A 17,345-nucleotide genomic window follows, 5' to 3' on the forward strand; every position below is an offset into this window, starting at 1 on the left:
GCGCGTCCGAAAGGAACCCCCGCCCCGGCCGATCCGTTGGCCGGGGCAAAAGGCGAAGTGCGGGCGGCGAAGGACGGGCGGGGCAGATGCAGATCTATGCGATCGGGGACGTGCACGGGCAGCTCGACATGTTGCGGGGCGTCCACGACCTGATCGAGCGTGACGGCGGCGCGGGCGCGCAGGTCGTCCACGTGGGCGACCTGATCGACCGCGGGCCCGACAGCGCGGGCGTGGTGCGCTTCCTGATGGAAGGGCAGGCCGCGGGCCGCGACTGGGTGGTCGTCAAGGGCAACCACGACCGGGCGCTGCCGAACTTTCTGCGCGATCCGCACTGGGTCGATCCGCGCGCGGCCGACCGCAAGCCGTGGACGCGGCGGGACGTGGGCGCGGGCGCGGCGCTGGCGTCCTACGGGATCGAGGACGCCGAGACCCGCCCCATGGACGAGGTTCACGCCGAGGCGCTGGCAAAGGTTCCGGCCGATCACGCACGCTGGCTCGACGGGCTGCCGATCTGGCACCTGACGCCGCGCGCGCTGTTCGTCCACGCCGGCATCCGCCCCGGCGTCGATCTGCGCGCGCAGGTCGAGGACGACCTGCTGTGGCTGCGCAAACCCTTTCTCGACGACACGAGCGACCACGGCGTGCTGGTCGTCCACGGGCATACGCCGGTGAAGAAAATCCAGCATAAGGGCAACCGGCTCGACATCGACACCGGGGCCGCGCATGGCGGTCCGGTCAGCGGGGTGCGGCTGGACGAGGACGGGGTCTGGCTTCTGACCGACAAGGGCCCCAAGCCCGTGGCGCCGCCGAAGAATGCTTGAACGTCTCAGCCGGACGCCGGGCCGCGCGCTTGCGCTTGTGCTGCTTATCCTCGCCGTCACGGCGCTGGTGCTGCGCGCGATGGGCCACAGCTTCATCTGCCCCTGCGGGCAGGTCCGGCTGTGGTACGGCGAGGTCATGACGGCCCAGAACTCCCAGCATCTGCTGGACTGGTATTCGTTCTCGCACCTGCTGTTCGGGATGCTCGTCTTTGGCGCGATGCGGATGCTGCTGCCCGAATGGTCGCTGCGAAAGCGCCTTGTCGTCACGGCGATGATCGCCGCCGGGTGGGAGATCGGCGAGAACACCCCCTTCCTGATCGACCGTTACCGCGACGTGACCGTGTCCGTGAACTACACCGGCGATTCGGTGCTGAACGCGCTTGGCGACACGCTGGCGGCGCTGGCGGGCTTTGCCCTTGCCGCGACCCTGCCGGTCTGGGGCAGCGCCGCGCTTTTCGTCGCGGTCGAGGCGCTGACGCTGTGGATGGCGCGGGACGGGCTTTTGCTCAGCGTGCTGATGGTCACCGCGCCGCTCGACGTGATCCGGCACTGGCAGGCGGGCGCCTGAAAAACGGGCGGCCGAGCGCGCGCGCCCGACGCCCCTCGACAAAGCCGCGACGCCGGATCAAGTTCCGCGCGCAACAACAAGGGCGCGAAAATGGCTGTCGCTGCGGATCATCCCGACCACCCGGACCACAACCCCACCACCGGCGAGACGGTCAGGAAGATCCTCATCGCGTCCAGCGGCAACCTGGTCGAGTGGTTCGACTTCTACCTGTATGCCTTCTTCTCGGTCTATTTCGCGCAGCAATTCTTCAGCGGCAACCAGACGCAGGCGTTCCTGGGCGCTGCGGGGGTGATCCTGCTGTCGTTCCTGATGCGGCCCCTGGGCGGCTATGTCTTCGGGCGGATTGCGGACCGCTACGGGCGCAAGACCTCGATGGTGACGTCGGTCACGCTGATGTCGATCGGGTCGCTCTTGATGGCGGTGCTGCCGACCTCGGCCCAGGCGGGGGCGGTCGCGCCGGTGCTGATGCTGCTGGTGCGCTGCCTGCAGGCGTTTTCGGTGGGCGGCGAATACGGCGCCACCGCCACCTACATGTCCGAGGTGGCGCAGCGCGGGCGGCGGGGTTTCTATTCCTCGTTCCAGTACGTGACGCTGATCGGCGGGCAGCTGCTCGCGTCGCTGCTGGCGACGGTGATGCAGCTGTTCATGACGTCCGAGCAGCTGACGGCCGGCGGCTGGCGCTATGCCTTCGTCATCGGCGCGGCGCTGGGGCTGATCTCGCTTTGGCTGCGCCGGTCGCTGACGGAAACCCAGCCGGACGCCGCGAAAACCGCCGAACACGCGGGCACGCTGCGCGGCGTCCTGCGGCACAAGCGGTCGGTGCTGGTGGTGCTGGGGATCACCTGCTTCGGGTCGCTCGTGTTCTATTCGTTCACGACCTACATGCAGAAATACCTCATCAACACGGCGGGCATGACCAAGGCCACGGCGTCGAACATCATGACGGTGTGCCTGCTGATCTTCATGTGCGCGCAGCCCGTCGTCGGGGCGCTGTCGGACCGGATTGGGCGCAAGGCGTCGATGTTCATCTTTTCGATCGGAATGATGCTGGTGATCGTGCCCGCCTACCGGTTCCTCGGCGCGAACCAGTCGCCGCAGATGGCGACGCTGTGCCTGACCGGCGTGATGATGATCCTGTCGTTCTACACCTCGATCGCGGGCGTATTGAAGGCCGAGATGTTCCCGACCGAGGTGCGCGCGCTCGCCACCGGCTTCATCTACGCCATCGGCAACGCGCTGTTCGGCGGCAGCGCCGAGTTCGTGGCCCTGTCGCTGAAGGATCGCGGGCACGAGGGGTGGTTCCCGGTCTATGTGACCGGCATGGCGGTGGTGTGCCTGCTCGCGGTCGTGTTCATGCGCGACAACCGCCGGCACGGGTTCTTCCGCCACGACTGAGGCGGGCGACTGAGGCGGGCGGCCGGGGCGGAACGGGTGCAGAGCGGCAGGACGGCGGTCGCCGACCCGTCATGTTTTGATCAAACTCCGGTCAACTTGGCCCGCGTCGGGCGCTCCGGCAATAGACTTTTCGGGGTGCGGCCGTTACATCCCCGACGTGGTCAGACGGAAATGCTGAATGCGCTGCGCGAAGTACAACATCGGCCAGGTCGTCCGGCACCGGAACCATCCGTTCCGGGGCGTGGTCTTCGATGTCGATGCCGAGTTCGGCAACACCGAGGAATGGTACCAGTCCATTCCCGAGGATGTGCGCCCGTCCAAGGACCAGCCCTATTATCATCTCTATGCCGAAACCGAGGTCAGCTATTACGTGGCCTACGTCTCGGAACAGAACCTCGTCCCCGACCCGTCGGGCGAGCCGCTGGAACACCCCGAGCTGATCGAGATCTTCGGCGAGTTCCAGGACGGCCGCTACCCGCCCCAGCACGGCCTGAATTGATCCCCTTCCTTCCGGTTTTCCCATGATCGAGCCTGGCGTCATCGAACTTGGCGTCGGGGCCATAGCCGTCCTTGCCGCGACCGCGTTCGCGGCCGGCTTCATCGACGCCATCGCCGGCGGCGGCGGGCTGATCACCGTGCCCGCGCTGATGCTGGCGGGTCTGCCGCCCGACCAGGCGCTGGCCACCAACAAGGTGCAGGGCAGCTTCGGCGCGGGCACGGCGGCGGTGTCCTATGCCCGCAGCGGGCTCGTGGACCTGCGCCAGCAATGGGGCACGGCGCTGATCGCCTTTGCCGCGGGCGCTGCCGGCGCCGCGCTGGTCACGTGGCTGCCCACCCAGGCGCTGCGGGTGGTGCTGCCGGTGATCCTGCTGGGGATCGCCGCCTTCTTCGCGTTCCGCAAGGGGTTGGACGACGCCGACCGGGCGCGGCGTATGCGCCAAGCGATCTTCGCGCTGACGCTGGTGCCCGCCGTGGGGTTCTATGACGGGCTGATCGGGCCGGGCGCGGGCGCGTTCTACATGCTGGGGTTCGTGATGCTGGCGGGGTACGGGATCCTCAAGGCGACCGCGCACACCAAGCTTCTGAACTTTTCATCGAACCTGGGCGGGCTTTGCGTATTCGCGCTGAGCGGGCATCCCTTGTGGCTGGTCGGTCTGGCGATGGTGCCGGGGCAGATGCTGGGCGCGGCACTGGGGTCGCGGATGGCGATGCGGGTCGGCGCGCGGGTCATCAAGCCGCTGCTGGTCGTGACCTCGACCGCGCTGGCGCTGCGGCTCTTGTGGCAGATGATGTGACGCGGCGGGCATAGGCAGGGCCGCGCCCTGCCCCGCCCCGCCCTGCCCCTGATCTCAGACCGGAAATCCGGCCGCGGTCCGAAGCTCGGCCACTTCCAGCCCGCGCCAGTTCGTCAGCGGCGCGGTCAGCAGGCGGCGCGCGACCGGGTGGTCAGCATCCAGAAGGCCCGCGTCGATCAGAAGCGCGGTGATCGCCGCCTCGGACGCGCGGGTGCCGCCGTCCGCGATCTTCAGCGCGATGCCCAGGCCCCGTTCCGGCGCGATCGCCACGAACACCGCCTCGGCCCCGGTCTTGACCGCGACCCGCCCGCCCATCGCCCGCATCAGGTCGGTGCAGGCCCGCGTCTCGCCCGCGACCAGGTCCGGATGCGCCACCATCGCCGCGACCAGCCGCCGCATCGCGTCGCCCCGCGCGCCGCCCTGCGGGTTGGCGAACGCGGCCATCGCCCGCGCCAGCCCCTTGACCGAGGTGGCGAAGTTCGGGGCCGAGCAGCCGTCGATCCCGTAACCGGGCGAGGGTTCGTCCGTCACCTCCTCGAACGCCTGGCGGATGGCGCGTTGCAGCGGGTGGTCGGGCAGCACGTATTCCGCGTCGCCCCCCATGTGCCGGTTCAGCGTAAGGAACCCCGCGTGCTTGCCCGAGCAGTTGTTGTGGACCTGGCAGGGCGCGGTGCCGGAACAGGTCAGACGGGCATGTTCGTCCTTGTCCTGCGGCATGTGGACGCCGCAGCGCAGGTCGTCATCCGACATCCCCAGCCCCTTCAGCCACGCCTCGACCCGCGTCACGTGGATCGCGGCCCCGCTGTGGGACGCGCAGGCGAGCGCCAGATGCTCGGTCCCCAGCCGCGCCGCGTCGGCCGCCCCGCTTTCGATCAGCGGCAGGGCCTGGATCATCTTGCACGACGAGCGTGGAAAGATGACCGCGTCCGGGTCGCCCCACGACGCCACCATCCCGCCCGCGTCCCAGACGACGGCATGCCCGCGATGGACGCTTTCCAGCATCCCGCCACGCCACAGCTCGATCAGGTCCACGGTCGCCATCGGCGGCTCCTTTGACAATTGCGCGATTGTTCCTGCACGGGGTTTTCGCCGCGCGGGGTTTTTGGTTATCTTTCCGCTGCCGGTGTGACTTACACCATTCAATCGGACAACCCCGAAACGGGGACCAAGCAGGAGGCTCGAGCATGACCATCCTTTCGATCCGCGGCGTCGCAGTGGCCGCCCTGATGGCGGCGCTTGCCGCGCCCGCCTTCGCGGCCGAATCGCGGCTGCTGGGAAGCGAGGGCGACTGGTCGGCCTTCGGCGGTGACGACCCCAAGGAATGCTGGGCGGTGTCGCCGCCCAAGTCGACCAAGAACACCCAGGACGGCAAGGAAGTCGAGGTCACGCGCAGCGACATCCGCCTGTATATCGCCTATCGCCCCGGCCAGAACGGCGAGGTCTCGTTCCAGGGCGGCTATCCCTTCGCCCCCGACAGCACGGTCGAGGTTGACGTCGGCGGCACCAAGTTCCGCCTGTTCACCGAGGGTGAGAACGCCTGGGCCGGCTCGCCCGAGGAGGACAGCCGCCTTGTCGCCGCCCTGCGCGGCGGGTCGAGCGCGGTGGTGACCGGGCGTTCGGCCCGCGGCACCAACACCTCCGACACGTTCTCGCTGTCGGGCGTGACCGCCGCTACGAACAAGGCGCGCGATACCTGCAAGTAAGGCGGGCCGGACGGGTCAGGGCGCGGCCTCGCGCTCGCCTTCGGGCCCGCTTTTGGCCGATTTTCCGGTTTTTCCTGTTGATCCGTGCAAAGCCGCCCCATATTAGGGCGGCTTTCATCGTTCTGCCCCAGCCTGCCCCGATGCGCCCGCAAGCGCACGGATCGCCCGCAATCGACCCGGACCGCGCCCATGAACGCCTTTGACAGCCCCGATCGGATCGCCCCCGCGCCTCTGGCCGCCGCCCCCGCCGGGCGGGCGCCAGTCGTGCAGGACGTGCTGACGATCCCGCGCAAGCTGCCCGCGTCGGACAAGGTCAACATCGTCGGTCTGACGCGCGAGCAGTTGCGCGACGCGCTGATCGCGGCGGGCACGCCCGAAAAGCAGGCCAGGATGCGCGTGGGCCAGGTCTGGAGTTGGGTCTATCACTGGGGCGTGCGCGACTTCGCGCAGATGACCAACCTCGCCAAGGACTACCGCGCGATGCTGGCCGAAAGGTTCCAGATCGCCCTGCCCGAGATCGTGACGCGGCAGGTCAGCGAGGACGGGACCCGCAAGTACCTGCTGCGGATCGCGGGCGGGCACGAGGTCGAAACGGTCTACATCCCCGAGGAAGGGCGCGGCACGCTGTGCGTCAGTTCGCAGGTCGGCTGCACGCTGACCTGCACCTTCTGCCACACCGGCACCCAGAAGCTGGTCCGCAACCTGACGGCGGGCGAGATCGTGGGCCAGCTGCTGGTCGCGCGCGACGACCTCGGCGAATGGCCCGAACAGGGCGCGCCCAAGGACGAGACGCGGCTGGTCAGCAACCTTGTCCTGATGGGCATGGGCGAGCCGCTTTACAACTTCGACAACGTGCGCGACGCGATGAAGGTGGTGATGGACCACGAGGGGCTGACCCTGTCGCGGCGCCGGATCACGCTGTCGACCAGCGGCGTCGTGCCGGAAATCGCCCGCACCGCCGAGGAAATCGGCTGCCAGCTCGCGATCAGCTTCCACGCCACCACCGACGAGGTGCGCGACAGGCTGGTGCCGATCAACAGGAAATGGAACCTCGCCACGCTTCTGGACGCGCTGCGCGAATATCCCCGGCTGTCCAACAGCGAGCGGATCACCTTTGAATACGTCATGCTGGACGGCGTGAACGACAGCGACGACGACGCGCGGCGTCTGGTGAAGCTGATCCGCGGCATCCCCGCCAAGATCAACCTGATCCCGTTCAACGAATGGCCCGGCGCGCCCTATCGCCGCTCATCCTGGGACCGGATCGAGCAGTTCGCCGACATCATCTACAAGGCGGGCTACGCCTCCCCGATCCGCACCCCGCGGGGCGAGGACATCATGGCCGCCTGCGGGCAGCTGAAGTCGGCGACCGAACGCGGCCGCAAGTCGCGCGCCGAGGTGGCGTCGGAAGCGGGGCTGTAAGCCGCCGCGCTCCGCGCGTCAGCGCGTGACCTCACCCGCGCGTCATTGACGCGACCTCATCCGCGCGTCGAAGACGCGACCTCATCCGCGCGTCAAAGACGCGACCCGCCGAAGTGCCAGCAGGTAGCCTTCGGTCCCGCAGCCCGCGATCACCCCGTCCGCGCGCAGGCTGACGAAGGAATGATGGCGGAAATCCTCGCGCTTGTGGATGTTCGAGATGTGGACCTCGATCACCGGTCCGTCAAAGGCCGACAGCGCGTCAAGCAGCGCGACAGAGGTGTGGGTATAGGCGGCCGGGTTGACGACGATGCCGGCGGCTGTCCCCCGCGCCGCGTGGATCCAGTCGATCAGCTGCCCCTCGTGGTTCGACTGCCGGAACTCGACCGCGACACCCAGCTCGTCCGCCAGCGCGGTGCAGGCGCGTTCGACATCGGCCAGCGTCTCGCGGCCATAGACCTCGGGTTGGCGCTGGCCCAGCAGGTTCAGGTTGGGGCCGTTCAAAACGAGGATCTGGCGGGGCATGGGCGTTCCTGCATGGGGTCTTGGGCCGATCATGCAACGCTTCGGCGCGCCGGGCCAGCCGTCACGACCGTTCGACGAAGCTGAACATCTGCATTCATTCCGCAGCAGTTATGCGAAGGGCCAGGAACCGCTAGATCAGGACCGGACGTTAAACCCCTATCCACCCCACGAAAGGAAGCCCCATGGCCAAGGTCCTGGTTCTGTATCACTCCACCTACGGGCATATCGAAGCGATGGCCGAGGCCGTGGCCGAAGGCGCGCGCAGCGCCGGCGCGACCGTGGACATCCGCCGCGTGCCCGAAACCGTGCCCGAGGACCTTGCCCGCAAGTCGGGCTACAAGATGGACCAGCGCGCGCCCATCGCCACGGTGGACGAGCTGAAGGACTACGACGCGATCATCGTCGGCGCGGGCACCCGCTTCGGCCGCCTGCCGTCGCAGATGGCGGCGTTCTGGGACATGGCTGGCGGCCTGTGGGCCACGGGCGCGCTGAACGGCAAGGTGGGCGGCGCGTTCACCTCGACCGCGACGCAGCATGGCGGGAACGAGCTGACGATCCTGTCGATGATCCACAACCTAATGCATTTCGGCCTGACCATCGTCGGCCTCGACTACGGCTATGCCGGGCAGTCGGGCGTGGACACGGTGCGCGGCGGCTCGCCCTACGGCGCATCGACCGTGACCGACAGCGACGGCAGCCGGATGCCGTCCGAGGATGAGCTGGGCGGCGCCCGCTACCAGGGCCGCCGGGTGGCCGAGGTCGCGGCCAAAATCTTCGGCTGAGCGTCCGCCGGGGCGTCCCCGGCACCGGGGGCGTCCAGCGCCGCCTGCCAGCGCGACAGCACGGCGGGCAGCGCGAAGTCGGGGTTGGCCACGGGGCGCGGTCGGCCGCCCGCGCGCCAGGCCTCGATCCGCGCGGCCAGCACTTGGGCCGGGTCGATCGGCGCGCATTGGCGCGGGTCGCCGATGACCTCGGGCGCGGCCGCCACGGGCGGGGCCAACACGGGGGTTCCCAGCGCCATCGATTCGGCGAAGACCAGCCCGAACGTCTCGGGGAAGTCCTGGGCGTGAAACAGCGCCAGCGCGCCCGCGAGATGGCGGTGCAGCGCCGGGCGCGGCAGCGCGCCCATGCTGTCCACCCCGTCGTCGCCGGCGCACGCGTCGGGCTTGTAGCCGGGGTTGCAGACCGACAGGCGCAGTCCCGGAACGATCCGCCGCACGGCCTGGAACCGCGCGAGGCAATCCGCCAGCCGCTTGTGCGGCGAGCTTGCGAAGATCAGCCGGTCCGGGTCCACCGCCACCGGGCCGGGATCGTAGGTCACGACCGGGTTCGCGATCACCCCGATCGCGGGCAGCGCCGGGTGCTTCGCGCGCATCCGCCCGGCCGTGTGGTCCGCGTGAAAGCGCGACACGCACACGACCCGCACCCCCGCCTGCGAAAGCGCGGGCCCCAGCGCCGCCGTGCGCGCGCCGACGAAGTTGTGCCGCCACAGCAGCACCCGCGCGCAAGGCTGCCTGCGCGCCCAAAGAAGCGCGATCTTGGCCGCGTTCACCACGATCACCCGCGCCTGCGGGTCGGCATCGGCGACCGCGCCCGGATCGCCCAGCGGCGCATAGGTCGCGCCGTGCCGCGCGACGGCCGTGCGGTTGTGCTGGTGCACGATCACCTCGACCCCGCGCGCGGCCAGCCCCTCGGCCAGATGCAGGACGCTCGCCTCGGTGCCGCCCATCGCGCGGGTCAGAAGATCGCCGGGCGCATAGGGCCAGGGGCAGTGGCCGTCGATCAGCCGCAGCCTCATGGAACAAGGCGGCCCAGATGCGCCCGCGTGGCGTCGGTCATCAGCGCGCCGGTCACGCGCAGGCGCCCGGCATCGCTGCCGGGGGCGAGCGCAAGGTCGGCCAGGTCGATCGGCTGGCGCGCGACCTCGCCCGTGCGGCGCCAGCGGGCAAGCCGCGCCTGCACCTCGGCCCGGTCGGCGGCGCGGGCGGCGCTGGCGTAGTCGCTGCCCGCCCTGACCGTCAGGCTGTCGGCACATTCGATCTTGGTCAGCAGCGGCGCGCGGATCAGCGACATGATCTCGCCCGCCATGATGAGGCGGTTGCGGATCTCGCGATCCTCCTCGACGCCCGGGTGGAAGCCGCCGTGATCGGCGAACAGCCGGGCGCGGAACAGGGCGGAGTTCACGAGGATCCAGTCGCCCGGCGCGCTGTCATCGACCTGCAGATGAGGAAAGAAGTCGTCGATCAGGCTCAGCGCCCGGTCTACGACCATGACCGACCCGTCCGCGCGGATGAAGCGGTGCGCGGTCAGCGCCACAGCGACCTCGGCCGGCGTGCCCGCGCGATGGGGGGTCAGGCCCCAGTCCAGCCCCGGATCGGGGTCCACGGCGCGCGCCAGCCGCCGCACCTGCCGCAGGATCTTGTCGGGGTCGGGGCGGTCGTCGCTGTCGTGAAAGCTGTAGGCGTCGGCGGGAAACAGCGCCAGCGCCGCGTTCTTGGCCTGCGCCGTGCCCATGTTCCGCGCCAGCGCGATCACCGTCAGCCGCGGATCGTCCCTGAGCGGCCCGAGCGCCGCCACCGTGTCGTCGGTCGAGCCGTCGTCCACCACCACCACCGACAGGTCGGGGTGGCTTTGGTCCAGCGCCGCGCGGACGGCGGCGCGGGTCTGGGCGGGGCGGTTCAGCGTGGGGATCACGACGGCTGCGTGCATGGGCCTTCTCGTCTGGCGGCGGCGTGGCGGGCGATCTCGCGTTCCAGCGCGCGGGTGGCGGGGGCGACCAGCGCGACCAGCGCCGCGCCGCAGGCAAGGGCCGGGGCGCGCTGCAACAGGGCTGCGGCGAACAGCGCGCCGCCAAGGATCAGGGGGGCGTTCAGCGGAACCGGCACCACGACGCCGTGCAGGGTCGCGGGGGCGAACGGGGCGGGCACGGCGGCGGCGGCGAACTTGGCCGTGCGCTCGAAACGCGGGGCGCGGCCGAGCGCCTGCAACGGCGCCAGCGATCCGGTCCACGCCAGCGCCCAGCCAGCGGCGGCGGCGGCGAGCGGCGCGGGCGAGCGGGCCGCGCGCAGGGCAACGACCGCAACCTCGACCGCCAGCGCGGCCGCGCTTGCGCGCGCGAGGCCCGCGGCCCCGGACGTGCCCCCTGCCCCCACAAGGGCCGACGCCGCCAGCCCCGCCACCGGCAGCAGCAGCCAGCCGTGCCACGCCAGCAGCTGGCGCAGGACCGCGAGCTTCCGCGCGCCATCCAGCGGCGACCGCGCCAGCATCCGCGCCACCTGCAGGTTGCCGACCACCCAGCGCCGCCGCTGCGCGACCAGCCCTTCAAGGCTCATCGGCATCAGCCCGCGCCCGCTCGCGCGCGGCACGAACCGCACCCGGCCGCCGCGTTCCAGAAGCCGCAGCCCCATCTCGGCGTCCTCGGTGATCGAGCGCGTGCCCCAGCCCGCGTCCAGCGCATCGCGGGCGATGACCGACAGCGTCCCGGTCAGCAGCATCGCGCCCGCGCGGTCGGCGCGCGGCGCGTCCACCGCGAAGAAGCGGGCATAGTCCGCGGCAAGGCCCGGCACCTCGCTTTCGCCCGCGTAGGCCTGCGGGTATTGCAGCGCGGCAAGGGTCGGGTCGGCCCGCAGCCGGGCGGCGGCGTCGGCCAGCAGGTCGGGGTCGGCGGCGTAATCGGCATCGACCAGAACGACATGGGTCGCGGCCGGATAGGTCGCCGCCAACGCGATGTCCAGCGCCCCCGCCTTGGCGTTCGCAACCCCCATCGCGTGGATGAAGTCGAACCCCGCGCGCCCCGCGCACCAGTCCCGCACGGGCTGCCACAGCGCCGGATCGGCGGTGTTGTTGTCCACCACCACCACCTGCCGCGCCGGGCGGGTCTGGGCCGCGAGCGCCGCCAGCGTCGCGCAGACAAGGCCCGGCGGCTCGGCATGGATCGGCACGTGGACGGAAAACACCGGCTCCGTCGCCGCCTGCACCGGCGCGGCAGGGGCGGCGGTCGGCGTTCTTGAGGGCACGAAGCGCAGCCCAAGGCTCGCCACCGACAGCGCCAGGACCGCCAGCGCGCCGGTGCCGGGCAGCGCAGCGAGGCAGGCGACCAGCGCCGCCGCAGCCGCGACCTGCACCGTGATCGGCCAGACGGCCTGCGCCCAAGCGCCCCTCATCCGGCGGCGCGCCGCAGCAGCTGCAGCCTCCATGTCGGGCCGGTGCGTTCCAGCATGCCGGTCATGGCCACCTGCGCCGACAGCGCGGCGCACAGCCGGTCGGCCGCCTGCCGGCCGCTCAGCGGCTCCTCGGTCGGGCCGGTGAAGTTCACGACCAGCAGGTCGCCACCCGGCTCCAGCGTGCCGGCGATGCGGGTGGCGAGGGTGCCGAGTTCGTCCGGGGTCAGAAAATACAGCACCTCGGACAGCACGATCAGGTCGGCCGGCCCGTCCGGCCAGTCGCGCGGCACCTCGGCCTGCCGAAAGCGGACGCCGTTCCCGTGCCCCTGCGCGTCCACATGCGCGCGGGCCAGATCCAGCGCCGACTGCGCCACGTCGAGCGCGTCGAGACGGCGGCATTGCGGCGCAAGGAAACCCGTCAGCTCGCCGTTCGCGCAGCCGACCTCGATCCCGCGCGCATAGCGGCGGCCCGCCAGCGCATCGCGGGTGGCGCGGAACTTGGCTTGTTCCGAGGCGCGGGTGCGAAACCCCCACGGGTCGGGGTCGGCGGCGAACATCGCCTCGAACCGGGCGCGCCTGTCGTGCGGCTTGCCGGTCATGGCGGCCCCGGCAGCAGGAACAGCTCGTCCCCGTCGCGGAAATGGGCCTGGGTGGCCGGGTCCATGACGAAGCCGTCCGGGTCGTCGGGGATCAGCCGCGTCATCTGGCTGCGATGCGCGGCGATGGCGCGGCCCTTGGCGCGGGCGGCCACGGGCGACGGCGCAAGGCGGACCAGCCGCACCGCGACCGGGGCGGTGTCGATGAAGCGGCCCCAGACCGGCGCCTCGACCGGCGGCGGCAGCCCAGCGCGGGCGCAGAAATCGTCCGCCGCCTGCGCGACCGCGTTGTGATCGGAATGGGGATCGCCGCGCCAGCAGGTCCAGACCGCGCCGACGCCCAGCCGGTCGCAGGCGGCGCGCAGGGTGGCGCTGTCGGCGTCGTCGAACCGGGGCGGCGCGCGCTGGTCGTCGTGACCGAGCCAGATCACGCAGGTCGCGCCCAGATGGGCCGAGGCGATCCGCAGCTCCCTTCGCCGCAGGCGCGCAAGCCGGTCGGGCGGGCAGCGGGTCGAACGGTGGGACCGGTTGCCGGTTGTGACGCAGGCGACCGCGACCGGGCGGCCCGCGCGCGCGGCGGTGGCGATGGCCGCGCCCATGGCAAGGCTTTCGTCGTCGGGGTGCGGCACCAGCGCCAGCACCCCGCCCGGCGCGCCGCCGCACAGCGCCTCGATCCCCACGACCGGCGCGCTGTCCGCCTGCACCAGCAGGCGGCCATGGGCGAGCGGCGTCACCATGTCTCGCCCACCTCGGCGCGGGCATCGACGAGCGTCGCCACGGCCCGCATCAGCTTGCCGTCGGGGGCGGCCTGGCGAAGATACAGCGACAGGTCGCGCCGGATCCGGTCCACGGGGGCTGCGGCATCGTGGGCGATCATCCCCAGCGCGCGTTCGGCCAGCGCCAGCACCTCGACGCAAGCATCCTCGACCAGCGCGCGGGTCAAAAGCGCGTGGGACACGGCGCGGTCGGTGGCGGCGTGGTCGGATGGATCAGCGGTTTCGACCAGCACCGCGCAGGCATCGACCATGCGGCGGGCGGAGTCGGTCAGCGCCAGCGCCCGGCCCAGCCGCGCCGCCTGGTGCGGGTCGCCCGCGCGCCCCGATGCTGCCAGCAGGTCCAGCGTCGCCTGCACCAGCGCCTCGGCCCCGCCGACATGAGCGGCGGCATAGCGCCAGATCCCCCCCTCGAACCACGGTTCGGTGGACAGCGCGCCCGGCGGTCCGATCAGGTCGGCCGCCGCGACCTTTATCCCGGTCAGGTCATGGACGCCCGAGCGGGTGGCGCGCATGGCGGTCGCGGTCCAGCGTTCCGGGTGCTGGCGGCCCGTGTCGCGGGCATCGACCAGCACCATGCGCGGCCCGTCGGGCGCCGTCACGGTGACGATGGCCGCATCGACAAGCCCGAGGCCCGACGCGTAACGCTTGGCCCCGGCAAGACGCCCCCCAGGCGTCCGCCCTGCCGGTCCCGTCGCCCTCGCCCGTCCCGTCGCGGTCCAGCTGCACCGGCGCGCCGTCGTCGGCCCCCCATACGCCCAGCAGGCCGCCCGCGCGGACCAGATCGAAGGCGCGGCCGCGCACCTCGTCGCCGCCGTGAAGGGCGATCAGCTTGACGGCGTTGACATGCCCCTCGAACAGGCGCGCGGCGGACAGGTCGGCGCGGCCGAGCCGGCGCAGCAGCGTCGCGGTGTCGCGCGCGGTGTGGGGTGAAGTGCCGACCCCTTCGCCGCCCGCAGCTTCGGGCAGCGCCGCGACCAGCAGGCCCGCGTCGCGCAGCAGCGTGATGGCCCGCGCGGGCCCGTGGTCGGCGGCGCCCGGATCGTCGGCGGCGGCGCGGATCGCGGGCAGCAGCGGCAGCACGCGCAGGGCGGGCGTCGGTTGATCAGGGGTCGCGCGGACGGCGGCAGGGGTCATTCAGATCGTCTCCGGTTCCGGCAGGGCCGCGTGGTCGCCGCGCTCGACCCGGTCCGCGAGGGCGAGGAGTTGCGGCAGGTGGCGGCGGGCGTCGGACTGGCGCAGCCGCACCGGCGCGAGCGCGGGAAGCTGCGCCTGCAGCGCCGCCCACCGGCTGCCGAACCCCGGACAGGCGGCGATGGTTTCCACGCCCGCCGCGTCCAGCCCCAAGCCCACGAGCCACGGCCCCGGCCCCTCGCTTCGCAACCGGCCGCGCAGCTGCGCGCGCAGAAGGGTCGCGGCGGGCGCGTGGTAATCCTCGTCGATCCAGGGGTCGGCGGCGGTCTCGCGCGCGGCCAGCGCGTCGGCCATGCCGCCCGGCGCGCGCCCGGCGCGGCGGGCCGAGGTCAGGACCACCGGCCCGTCCAGCATCCGCACCGTCAGGTCGGCCGCAAGCGCCGCCGCGACCGTGGCCCGATCCTCGGCCACCGGCAGCGCCGGGATGCCGCCGATGCGGTCAAGGGCGGCGGCGGTCAGGCCCATGTTGCAACCCGACCGGCAGCCGTGGTTGGGCTGCGGGTTGTCGGGATCGGGGTCGAGCGCCGCGTGGATCCGGCGCGAGGCGTCGGCATAGGCGCCCTCGGTCGCGGCAAAGGCGGCGGCGCGGGGACCTTGGCCGGCAAAGGCATCGGGGGGCAGCGCCACGCGGCCGCAGACCACGTCGGCGCGCGCCAGCCCCGCCAGCATCTGCGCGACCCAGCCCGGCGCGGGCAGGCTGTCGGCGTCGGTCAGCAGGACCGCGCCGGCCTGCCCATGCCCCGGCCCCGCCGCGCGCCGCGCCAGCGCCGCCGCCACCCGCCGCGCGCCGCCCGCATGGGCATGTCCGGGCGGCAGGTCGCCTTCCAGCAGGATCAGACGCAGGCCTACGCGCGCCGCCGCATCGCGGGCCACGGCGGCGGTGTCGTCGGTCGAGTTGTTCACGAACAGCGCCGCCATCGGCGCGTGCCCGCTGCCCGCGAAGGACGCGGCAACGGCGGTCAGGCAGGCGCCCACCAGCGCGGCCTCGTTCCGGGCGGCGATGGCCACGCACGGACGTGCGGGCGCGGCCGCCGAAAGATCGCGGTATTCGCCCTGCCGTTCCAGCCACGTGTCGAGGATCATCGGGCGAAAGCTGTCACAGCCCCGCCCGGCGCGCATCCGCAAAGCGCCCGCGTTGACATTTGCTTATCACGCGAGGGTGTACTGGCAGGTACTTATCTAGCGGGCGCTGGACTGCCCGAGCGCCAGGCCGCGCCGCCTCAGCTCGAGGCGCTCATCCTGACGACCTCGGTTTCCGCCAGAAGCTTGCCCTCGATCACCTTCGCGGCGGCAATCGTATGGGGCAAGGCATGATGCGCCGTCAGGTCGGCAGCGCTGTCCCATATCTCGACCAGGTACAGCGCGCCGTCGCCGTCGATCCCGGTGTTCAGCTCGAACCGCCTGCACCCGGCCTCGGCGCGGGTGGGCGGCACCAGCGTCTGCAACGCCGCCAGCACCTCGGGCCGATCCTCGGGCCGGGGCTGGATACGGGCGAATACGTGAACTTGGGGCAATACGGTTCTCCTTCCCCGCGATGGTGCGGGAAAGGCAGGCGGATCGCAACCGGCCGCAGAATCCGGTTCTATTCGGGCGGGCGAGGCTGTTGAATGGCCCCGGACCCACTCCGCACAAGGCCGCGCCCATGACCCCGCCCGTAAACAACTCCGACGACGCGGGCCGCCCCGGCTTCGACGTGCCGCTTGCCGCGCGGATGGGCGCGGTCAAGCCTTCGGCCACCGTCGCCATGACCCGGATCGCGAACGAGCTGCGCCGCGCCGGGCGCGACATCATCGGCCTGTCGGTGGGCGAGCCCGACTTCGACACGCCCGAACATGTGCGCGACGCCGCCAAGGCCGCGATCGACGAAGGGAAGACCCGCTATACCGACGTGGACGGCACGCCGGATCTGAAGCGCGCCATCGCGGCCAAGTTCGCGCGGGAAAACGGGCTTGCCTACGGCATCGACCAGATCACGGTCGGGACCGGGGGCAAGCAGGTCCTTTACAACGCGCTGATGGCGACGGTGGGCGACGGCGATGAGGTGATCGTGCCCGCGCCCTACTGGGTCAGCTACCCCGACATGGTGCGGCTGGCGGGCGGCACGCCGGTGATCGTGCCCTGCGGCGAGAACCGGGGGTTCCTGCTGGGCGCGGACGACCTGCGCGCCGCGATCACGCCACGGACGAAGTGGCTGATCCTGAACTCTCCGTCCAACCCCACGGGCGCGGCCTACCCTGCCGAGGCCCTGCGGGCGCTGGCGGAGGTGCTGCTGGATCACCGCCACGTCATGGTCATGACCGACGACATGTACGAACATATCCGCTACGGCGACGTGCCCTTCGCGACCATCGCGGCGGTCGAGCCGGGGCTGGCGGACCGGACGCTGACCGTGAACGGGGTCAGCAAGGCCTATGCGATGACCGGCTGGCGGATCGGCTATGCGGGCGGGCCGGCGACGCTCATCAAGGCGATGGGCACGATCCAGGGGCAAAGCACGACCAACCCCAGCTCGGTCAGCCAGGCGGCGGCGGTGGCGGCGCTGGACGGGCCGATCGACTTTCTCGCCGAACGCAACGCGGTGTTCCAGGATCGCCGCGACCTGTGCCTGCGGGAATTGAACAGCATCCCCGGCCTTGGCTGCCGGACGCCCGACGGGGCGTTCTACCTGTTTCCGTCCTGCGCGGGCGTGATCGGCCGCACCCGCCCCGACGGACGCGTGATCCAGACCGACACCGACTTCGCCACCTACCTGATTGAGGAAGCGGGCGTCGCCGTCGTGCCCGGCGCGGCCTTCGGCCTTTCGCCGTTCTTCCGCATCTCGTTCGCGACCTCGACCGAAAACCTGCAGGCCGCCTGCGACCGCATCCGGGCCGCCTGCGGCAAGCTGGGCTGA

General features: G+C 71.6%; 20 protein-coding genes. 9 read left to right on the forward strand and 11 right to left on the reverse strand.

Translation table 11 applies throughout. The annotated features are described in order from the left end of the window. The first annotated feature begins 86 nt into the window (after positions 1–86). The 5 genes from FNF32_RS02375 (at position 87) to FNF32_RS02395 (ending at position 4,079) form a co-directional block, all read left to right on the forward strand. Positions 87–821 carry a metallophosphoesterase family protein gene (locus FNF32_RS02375; RefSeq protein ID WP_131674942.1) on the forward strand — a complete coding sequence of 245 codons (735 nt, stop codon included), beginning with the start codon at positions 87–89 and terminating at the stop codon, positions 819–821. Beyond that, a complete protein-coding gene (locus tag FNF32_RS02380) occupies positions 814–1,389 on the forward strand; it encodes a DUF2585 family protein (protein WP_131674943.1) in 576 nt (191 codons plus the stop codon). The genes FNF32_RS02375 and FNF32_RS02380 overlap by 8 nt, the downstream gene beginning before the upstream one ends. 90 nt (positions 1,390–1,479) lie before the next feature. Further along, the gene (locus FNF32_RS02385) at positions 1,480–2,784 is read left to right on the forward strand and encodes an MFS transporter (RefSeq protein WP_131674944.1); all 1,305 of its coding nucleotides are present in this window, start codon (positions 1,480–1,482) and stop codon (positions 2,782–2,784) included. A gap of 178 nt (positions 2,785–2,962) precedes the next feature. Beyond that, the gene (gene hspQ, locus FNF32_RS02390) at positions 2,963–3,283 is read left to right on the forward strand and encodes a heat shock protein HspQ (protein ID WP_131674945.1); all 321 of its coding nucleotides are present in this window, start codon (positions 2,963–2,965) and stop codon (positions 3,281–3,283) included. Between the two features lie 22 nt (positions 3,284–3,305). Beyond that, the gene (locus FNF32_RS02395; protein ID WP_131674946.1) at positions 3,306–4,079 is read left to right on the forward strand and encodes a TSUP family transporter; all 774 of its coding nucleotides are present in this window, start codon (positions 3,306–3,308) and stop codon (positions 4,077–4,079) included. Between the two features lie 54 nt (positions 4,080–4,133). Here the strand turns inward: FNF32_RS02395 and FNF32_RS02400 are convergent, their stop codons facing one another. Continuing rightward, positions 4,134–5,120: an asparaginase gene (locus tag FNF32_RS02400; RefSeq protein WP_131674947.1), complete on the reverse strand. Its 987-nt coding sequence runs from the start codon at positions 5,118–5,120 to the stop codon at positions 4,134–4,136. A 143-nt stretch (positions 5,121–5,263) separates the two neighbouring features. Between FNF32_RS02400 and FNF32_RS02405 the strand changes: the two genes are divergently transcribed. Together FNF32_RS02405 and rlmN are read left to right on the forward strand one after the other, a co-directional pair. Beyond that, entirely contained in the window at positions 5,264–5,782 is a 519-nt protein-coding gene (locus tag FNF32_RS02405) for an invasion associated locus B family protein (protein WP_131674948.1), read from the forward strand. 189 nt (positions 5,783–5,971) lie between these two features. Next, on the forward strand, positions 5,972–7,204 hold the full coding sequence (gene rlmN, locus FNF32_RS02410) for a dual-specificity RNA methyltransferase RlmN (RefSeq protein ID WP_131674949.1): 1,233 nt from the start codon (positions 5,972–5,974) through the stop codon (positions 7,202–7,204). Positions 7,205–7,285: 81 nt separating this feature from the next. Here rlmN and aroQ read toward each other — a convergent pair whose 3' ends face one another. Next, positions 7,286–7,726 carry a type II 3-dehydroquinate dehydratase gene (gene aroQ / locus FNF32_RS02415; RefSeq protein WP_131674950.1) on the reverse strand — a complete coding sequence of 147 codons (441 nt, stop codon included), beginning with the start codon at positions 7,724–7,726 and terminating at the stop codon, positions 7,286–7,288. Positions 7,727–7,908: 182 nt separating this feature from the next. Here aroQ and wrbA point away from each other — a divergent pair, with 182 nt between their 5' ends. Further along, on the forward strand, positions 7,909–8,508 hold the full coding sequence (gene wrbA / locus FNF32_RS02420; RefSeq protein ID WP_131674951.1) for an NAD(P)H:quinone oxidoreductase: 600 nt from the start codon (positions 7,909–7,911) through the stop codon (positions 8,506–8,508). On the opposite strand, the gene FNF32_RS02425 is transcribed toward wrbA, so the two are convergent. The 9 genes from FNF32_RS02425 to FNF32_RS02465 form a co-directional block, all read right to left on the reverse strand. Then, entirely contained in the window at positions 8,460–9,524 is a 1,065-nt protein-coding gene (locus FNF32_RS02425) for a glycosyltransferase (protein WP_185961825.1), read from the reverse strand. The genes wrbA and FNF32_RS02425 overlap by 49 nt on opposite strands. Beyond that, the gene (locus FNF32_RS02430; protein ID WP_131674953.1) at positions 9,521–10,435 is read right to left on the reverse strand and encodes a glycosyltransferase; all 915 of its coding nucleotides are present in this window, start codon (positions 10,433–10,435) and stop codon (positions 9,521–9,523) included. The genes FNF32_RS02425 and FNF32_RS02430 overlap by 4 nt, the downstream gene beginning before the upstream one ends. Further along, entirely contained in the window at positions 10,417–11,922 is a 1,506-nt protein-coding gene (locus FNF32_RS02435) for a glycosyltransferase family 2 protein (protein ID WP_143796455.1), read from the reverse strand. The genes FNF32_RS02430 and FNF32_RS02435 overlap by 19 nt, the downstream gene beginning before the upstream one ends. Beyond that, positions 11,886–12,488 (reverse strand): class I SAM-dependent methyltransferase, encoded by a 603-nt coding sequence (locus tag FNF32_RS02440; protein WP_131675462.1) that lies wholly within the window; start codon positions 12,486–12,488, stop codon positions 11,886–11,888. Before FNF32_RS02440 ends, FNF32_RS02435 begins: the two co-directional genes overlap by 37 nt. After that, positions 12,485–13,222, reverse strand: coding sequence for a PIG-L deacetylase family protein (locus FNF32_RS02445; protein ID WP_131675461.1), 738 nt, complete (start codon positions 13,220–13,222; stop codon positions 12,485–12,487). The genes FNF32_RS02440 and FNF32_RS02445 overlap by 4 nt, the downstream gene beginning before the upstream one ends. Beyond that, positions 13,216–13,773 carry a hypothetical protein gene (locus tag FNF32_RS02450; protein WP_185961826.1) on the reverse strand — a complete coding sequence of 186 codons (558 nt, stop codon included), beginning with the start codon at positions 13,771–13,773 and terminating at the stop codon, positions 13,216–13,218. The genes FNF32_RS02445 and FNF32_RS02450 overlap by 7 nt, the downstream gene beginning before the upstream one ends. Further along, entirely contained in the window at positions 13,745–14,341 is a 597-nt protein-coding gene (locus tag FNF32_RS02455; RefSeq protein ID WP_221930638.1) for an acyl-CoA dehydrogenase family protein, read from the reverse strand. Before FNF32_RS02455 ends, FNF32_RS02450 begins: the two co-directional genes overlap by 29 nt. Positions 14,342–14,395: 54 nt before the next feature. Further along, a complete protein-coding gene (locus FNF32_RS02460; protein ID WP_185961827.1) occupies positions 14,396–15,535 on the reverse strand; it encodes a glycosyltransferase in 1,140 nt (379 codons plus the stop codon). Positions 15,536–15,672: 137 nt separating this feature from the next. Then, positions 15,673–15,966: a putative quinol monooxygenase gene (locus tag FNF32_RS02465; RefSeq protein WP_185961828.1), complete on the reverse strand. Its 294-nt coding sequence runs from the start codon at positions 15,964–15,966 to the stop codon at positions 15,673–15,675. 128 nt (positions 15,967–16,094) lie between these two features. Between FNF32_RS02465 and FNF32_RS02470 the strand changes: the two genes are divergently transcribed. Further along, complete coding sequence (locus FNF32_RS02470) at positions 16,095–17,345, forward strand: pyridoxal phosphate-dependent aminotransferase (RefSeq protein ID WP_131674728.1); 1,251 nt, start codon at positions 16,095–16,097, stop codon at positions 17,343–17,345.

The sequence above is a fragment of the Paracoccus marinus genome (assembly GCF_007018965.1).
In the GTDB taxonomy this organism is placed as follows: Bacteria; Pseudomonadota; Alphaproteobacteria; order Rhodobacterales; family Rhodobacteraceae; genus Paracoccus; species Paracoccus marinus.

What these genes read in the sequence shown, in the direction of transcription:
- FNF32_RS02375 (WP_131674942.1), top strand. Translation starts at nt 87, where the DNA reads ATGCAGATCTATGCGATCGGGGACGTGCACGGGCAGCTCGACATGTTG.
- FNF32_RS02380 (WP_131674943.1), top strand. Translation starts at nt 814, where the DNA reads ATGCTTGAACGTCTCAGCCGGACGCCGGGCCGCGCGCTTGCGCTTGTG.
- FNF32_RS02385 (WP_131674944.1), top strand. Translation starts at nt 1,480, where the DNA reads ATGGCTGTCGCTGCGGATCATCCCGACCACCCGGACCACAACCCCACC.
- hspQ (WP_131674945.1), top strand. Translation starts at nt 2,963, where the DNA reads ATGCGCTGCGCGAAGTACAACATCGGCCAGGTCGTCCGGCACCGGAAC.
- FNF32_RS02395 (WP_131674946.1), top strand. Translation starts at nt 3,306, where the DNA reads ATGATCGAGCCTGGCGTCATCGAACTTGGCGTCGGGGCCATAGCCGTC.
- FNF32_RS02400 (WP_131674947.1), bottom strand. Translation starts at nt 5,120, where the DNA reads ATGGCGACCGTGGACCTGATCGAGCTGTGGCGTGGCGGGATGCTGGAA.
- FNF32_RS02405 (WP_131674948.1), top strand. Translation starts at nt 5,264, where the DNA reads ATGACCATCCTTTCGATCCGCGGCGTCGCAGTGGCCGCCCTGATGGCG.
- rlmN (WP_131674949.1), top strand. Translation starts at nt 5,972, where the DNA reads ATGAACGCCTTTGACAGCCCCGATCGGATCGCCCCCGCGCCTCTGGCC.
- aroQ (WP_131674950.1), bottom strand. Translation starts at nt 7,726, where the DNA reads ATGCCCCGCCAGATCCTCGTTTTGAACGGCCCCAACCTGAACCTGCTG.
- wrbA (WP_131674951.1), top strand. Translation starts at nt 7,909, where the DNA reads ATGGCCAAGGTCCTGGTTCTGTATCACTCCACCTACGGGCATATCGAA.
- FNF32_RS02425 (WP_185961825.1), bottom strand. Translation starts at nt 9,524, where the DNA reads ATGAGGCTGCGGCTGATCGACGGCCACTGCCCCTGGCCCTATGCGCCC.
- FNF32_RS02430 (WP_131674953.1), bottom strand. Translation starts at nt 10,435, where the DNA reads ATGCACGCAGCCGTCGTGATCCCCACGCTGAACCGCCCCGCCCAGACC.
- FNF32_RS02435 (WP_143796455.1), bottom strand. Translation starts at nt 11,922, where the DNA reads ATGGAGGCTGCAGCTGCTGCGGCGCGCCGCCGGATGAGGGGCGCTTGG.
- FNF32_RS02440 (WP_131675462.1), bottom strand. Translation starts at nt 12,488, where the DNA reads ATGACCGGCAAGCCGCACGACAGGCGCGCCCGGTTCGAGGCGATGTTC.
- FNF32_RS02445 (WP_131675461.1), bottom strand. Translation starts at nt 13,222, where the DNA reads ATGGTGACGCCGCTCGCCCATGGCCGCCTGCTGGTGCAGGCGGACAGC.
- FNF32_RS02450 (WP_185961826.1), bottom strand. Translation starts at nt 13,773, where the DNA reads ATGCGCGCCACCCGCTCGGGCGTCCATGACCTGACCGGGATAAAGGTC.
- FNF32_RS02460 (WP_185961827.1), bottom strand. Translation starts at nt 15,535, where the DNA reads ATGATCCTCGACACGTGGCTGGAACGGCAGGGCGAATACCGCGATCTT.
- FNF32_RS02470 (WP_131674728.1), top strand. Translation starts at nt 16,095, where the DNA reads ATGACCCCGCCCGTAAACAACTCCGACGACGCGGGCCGCCCCGGCTTC.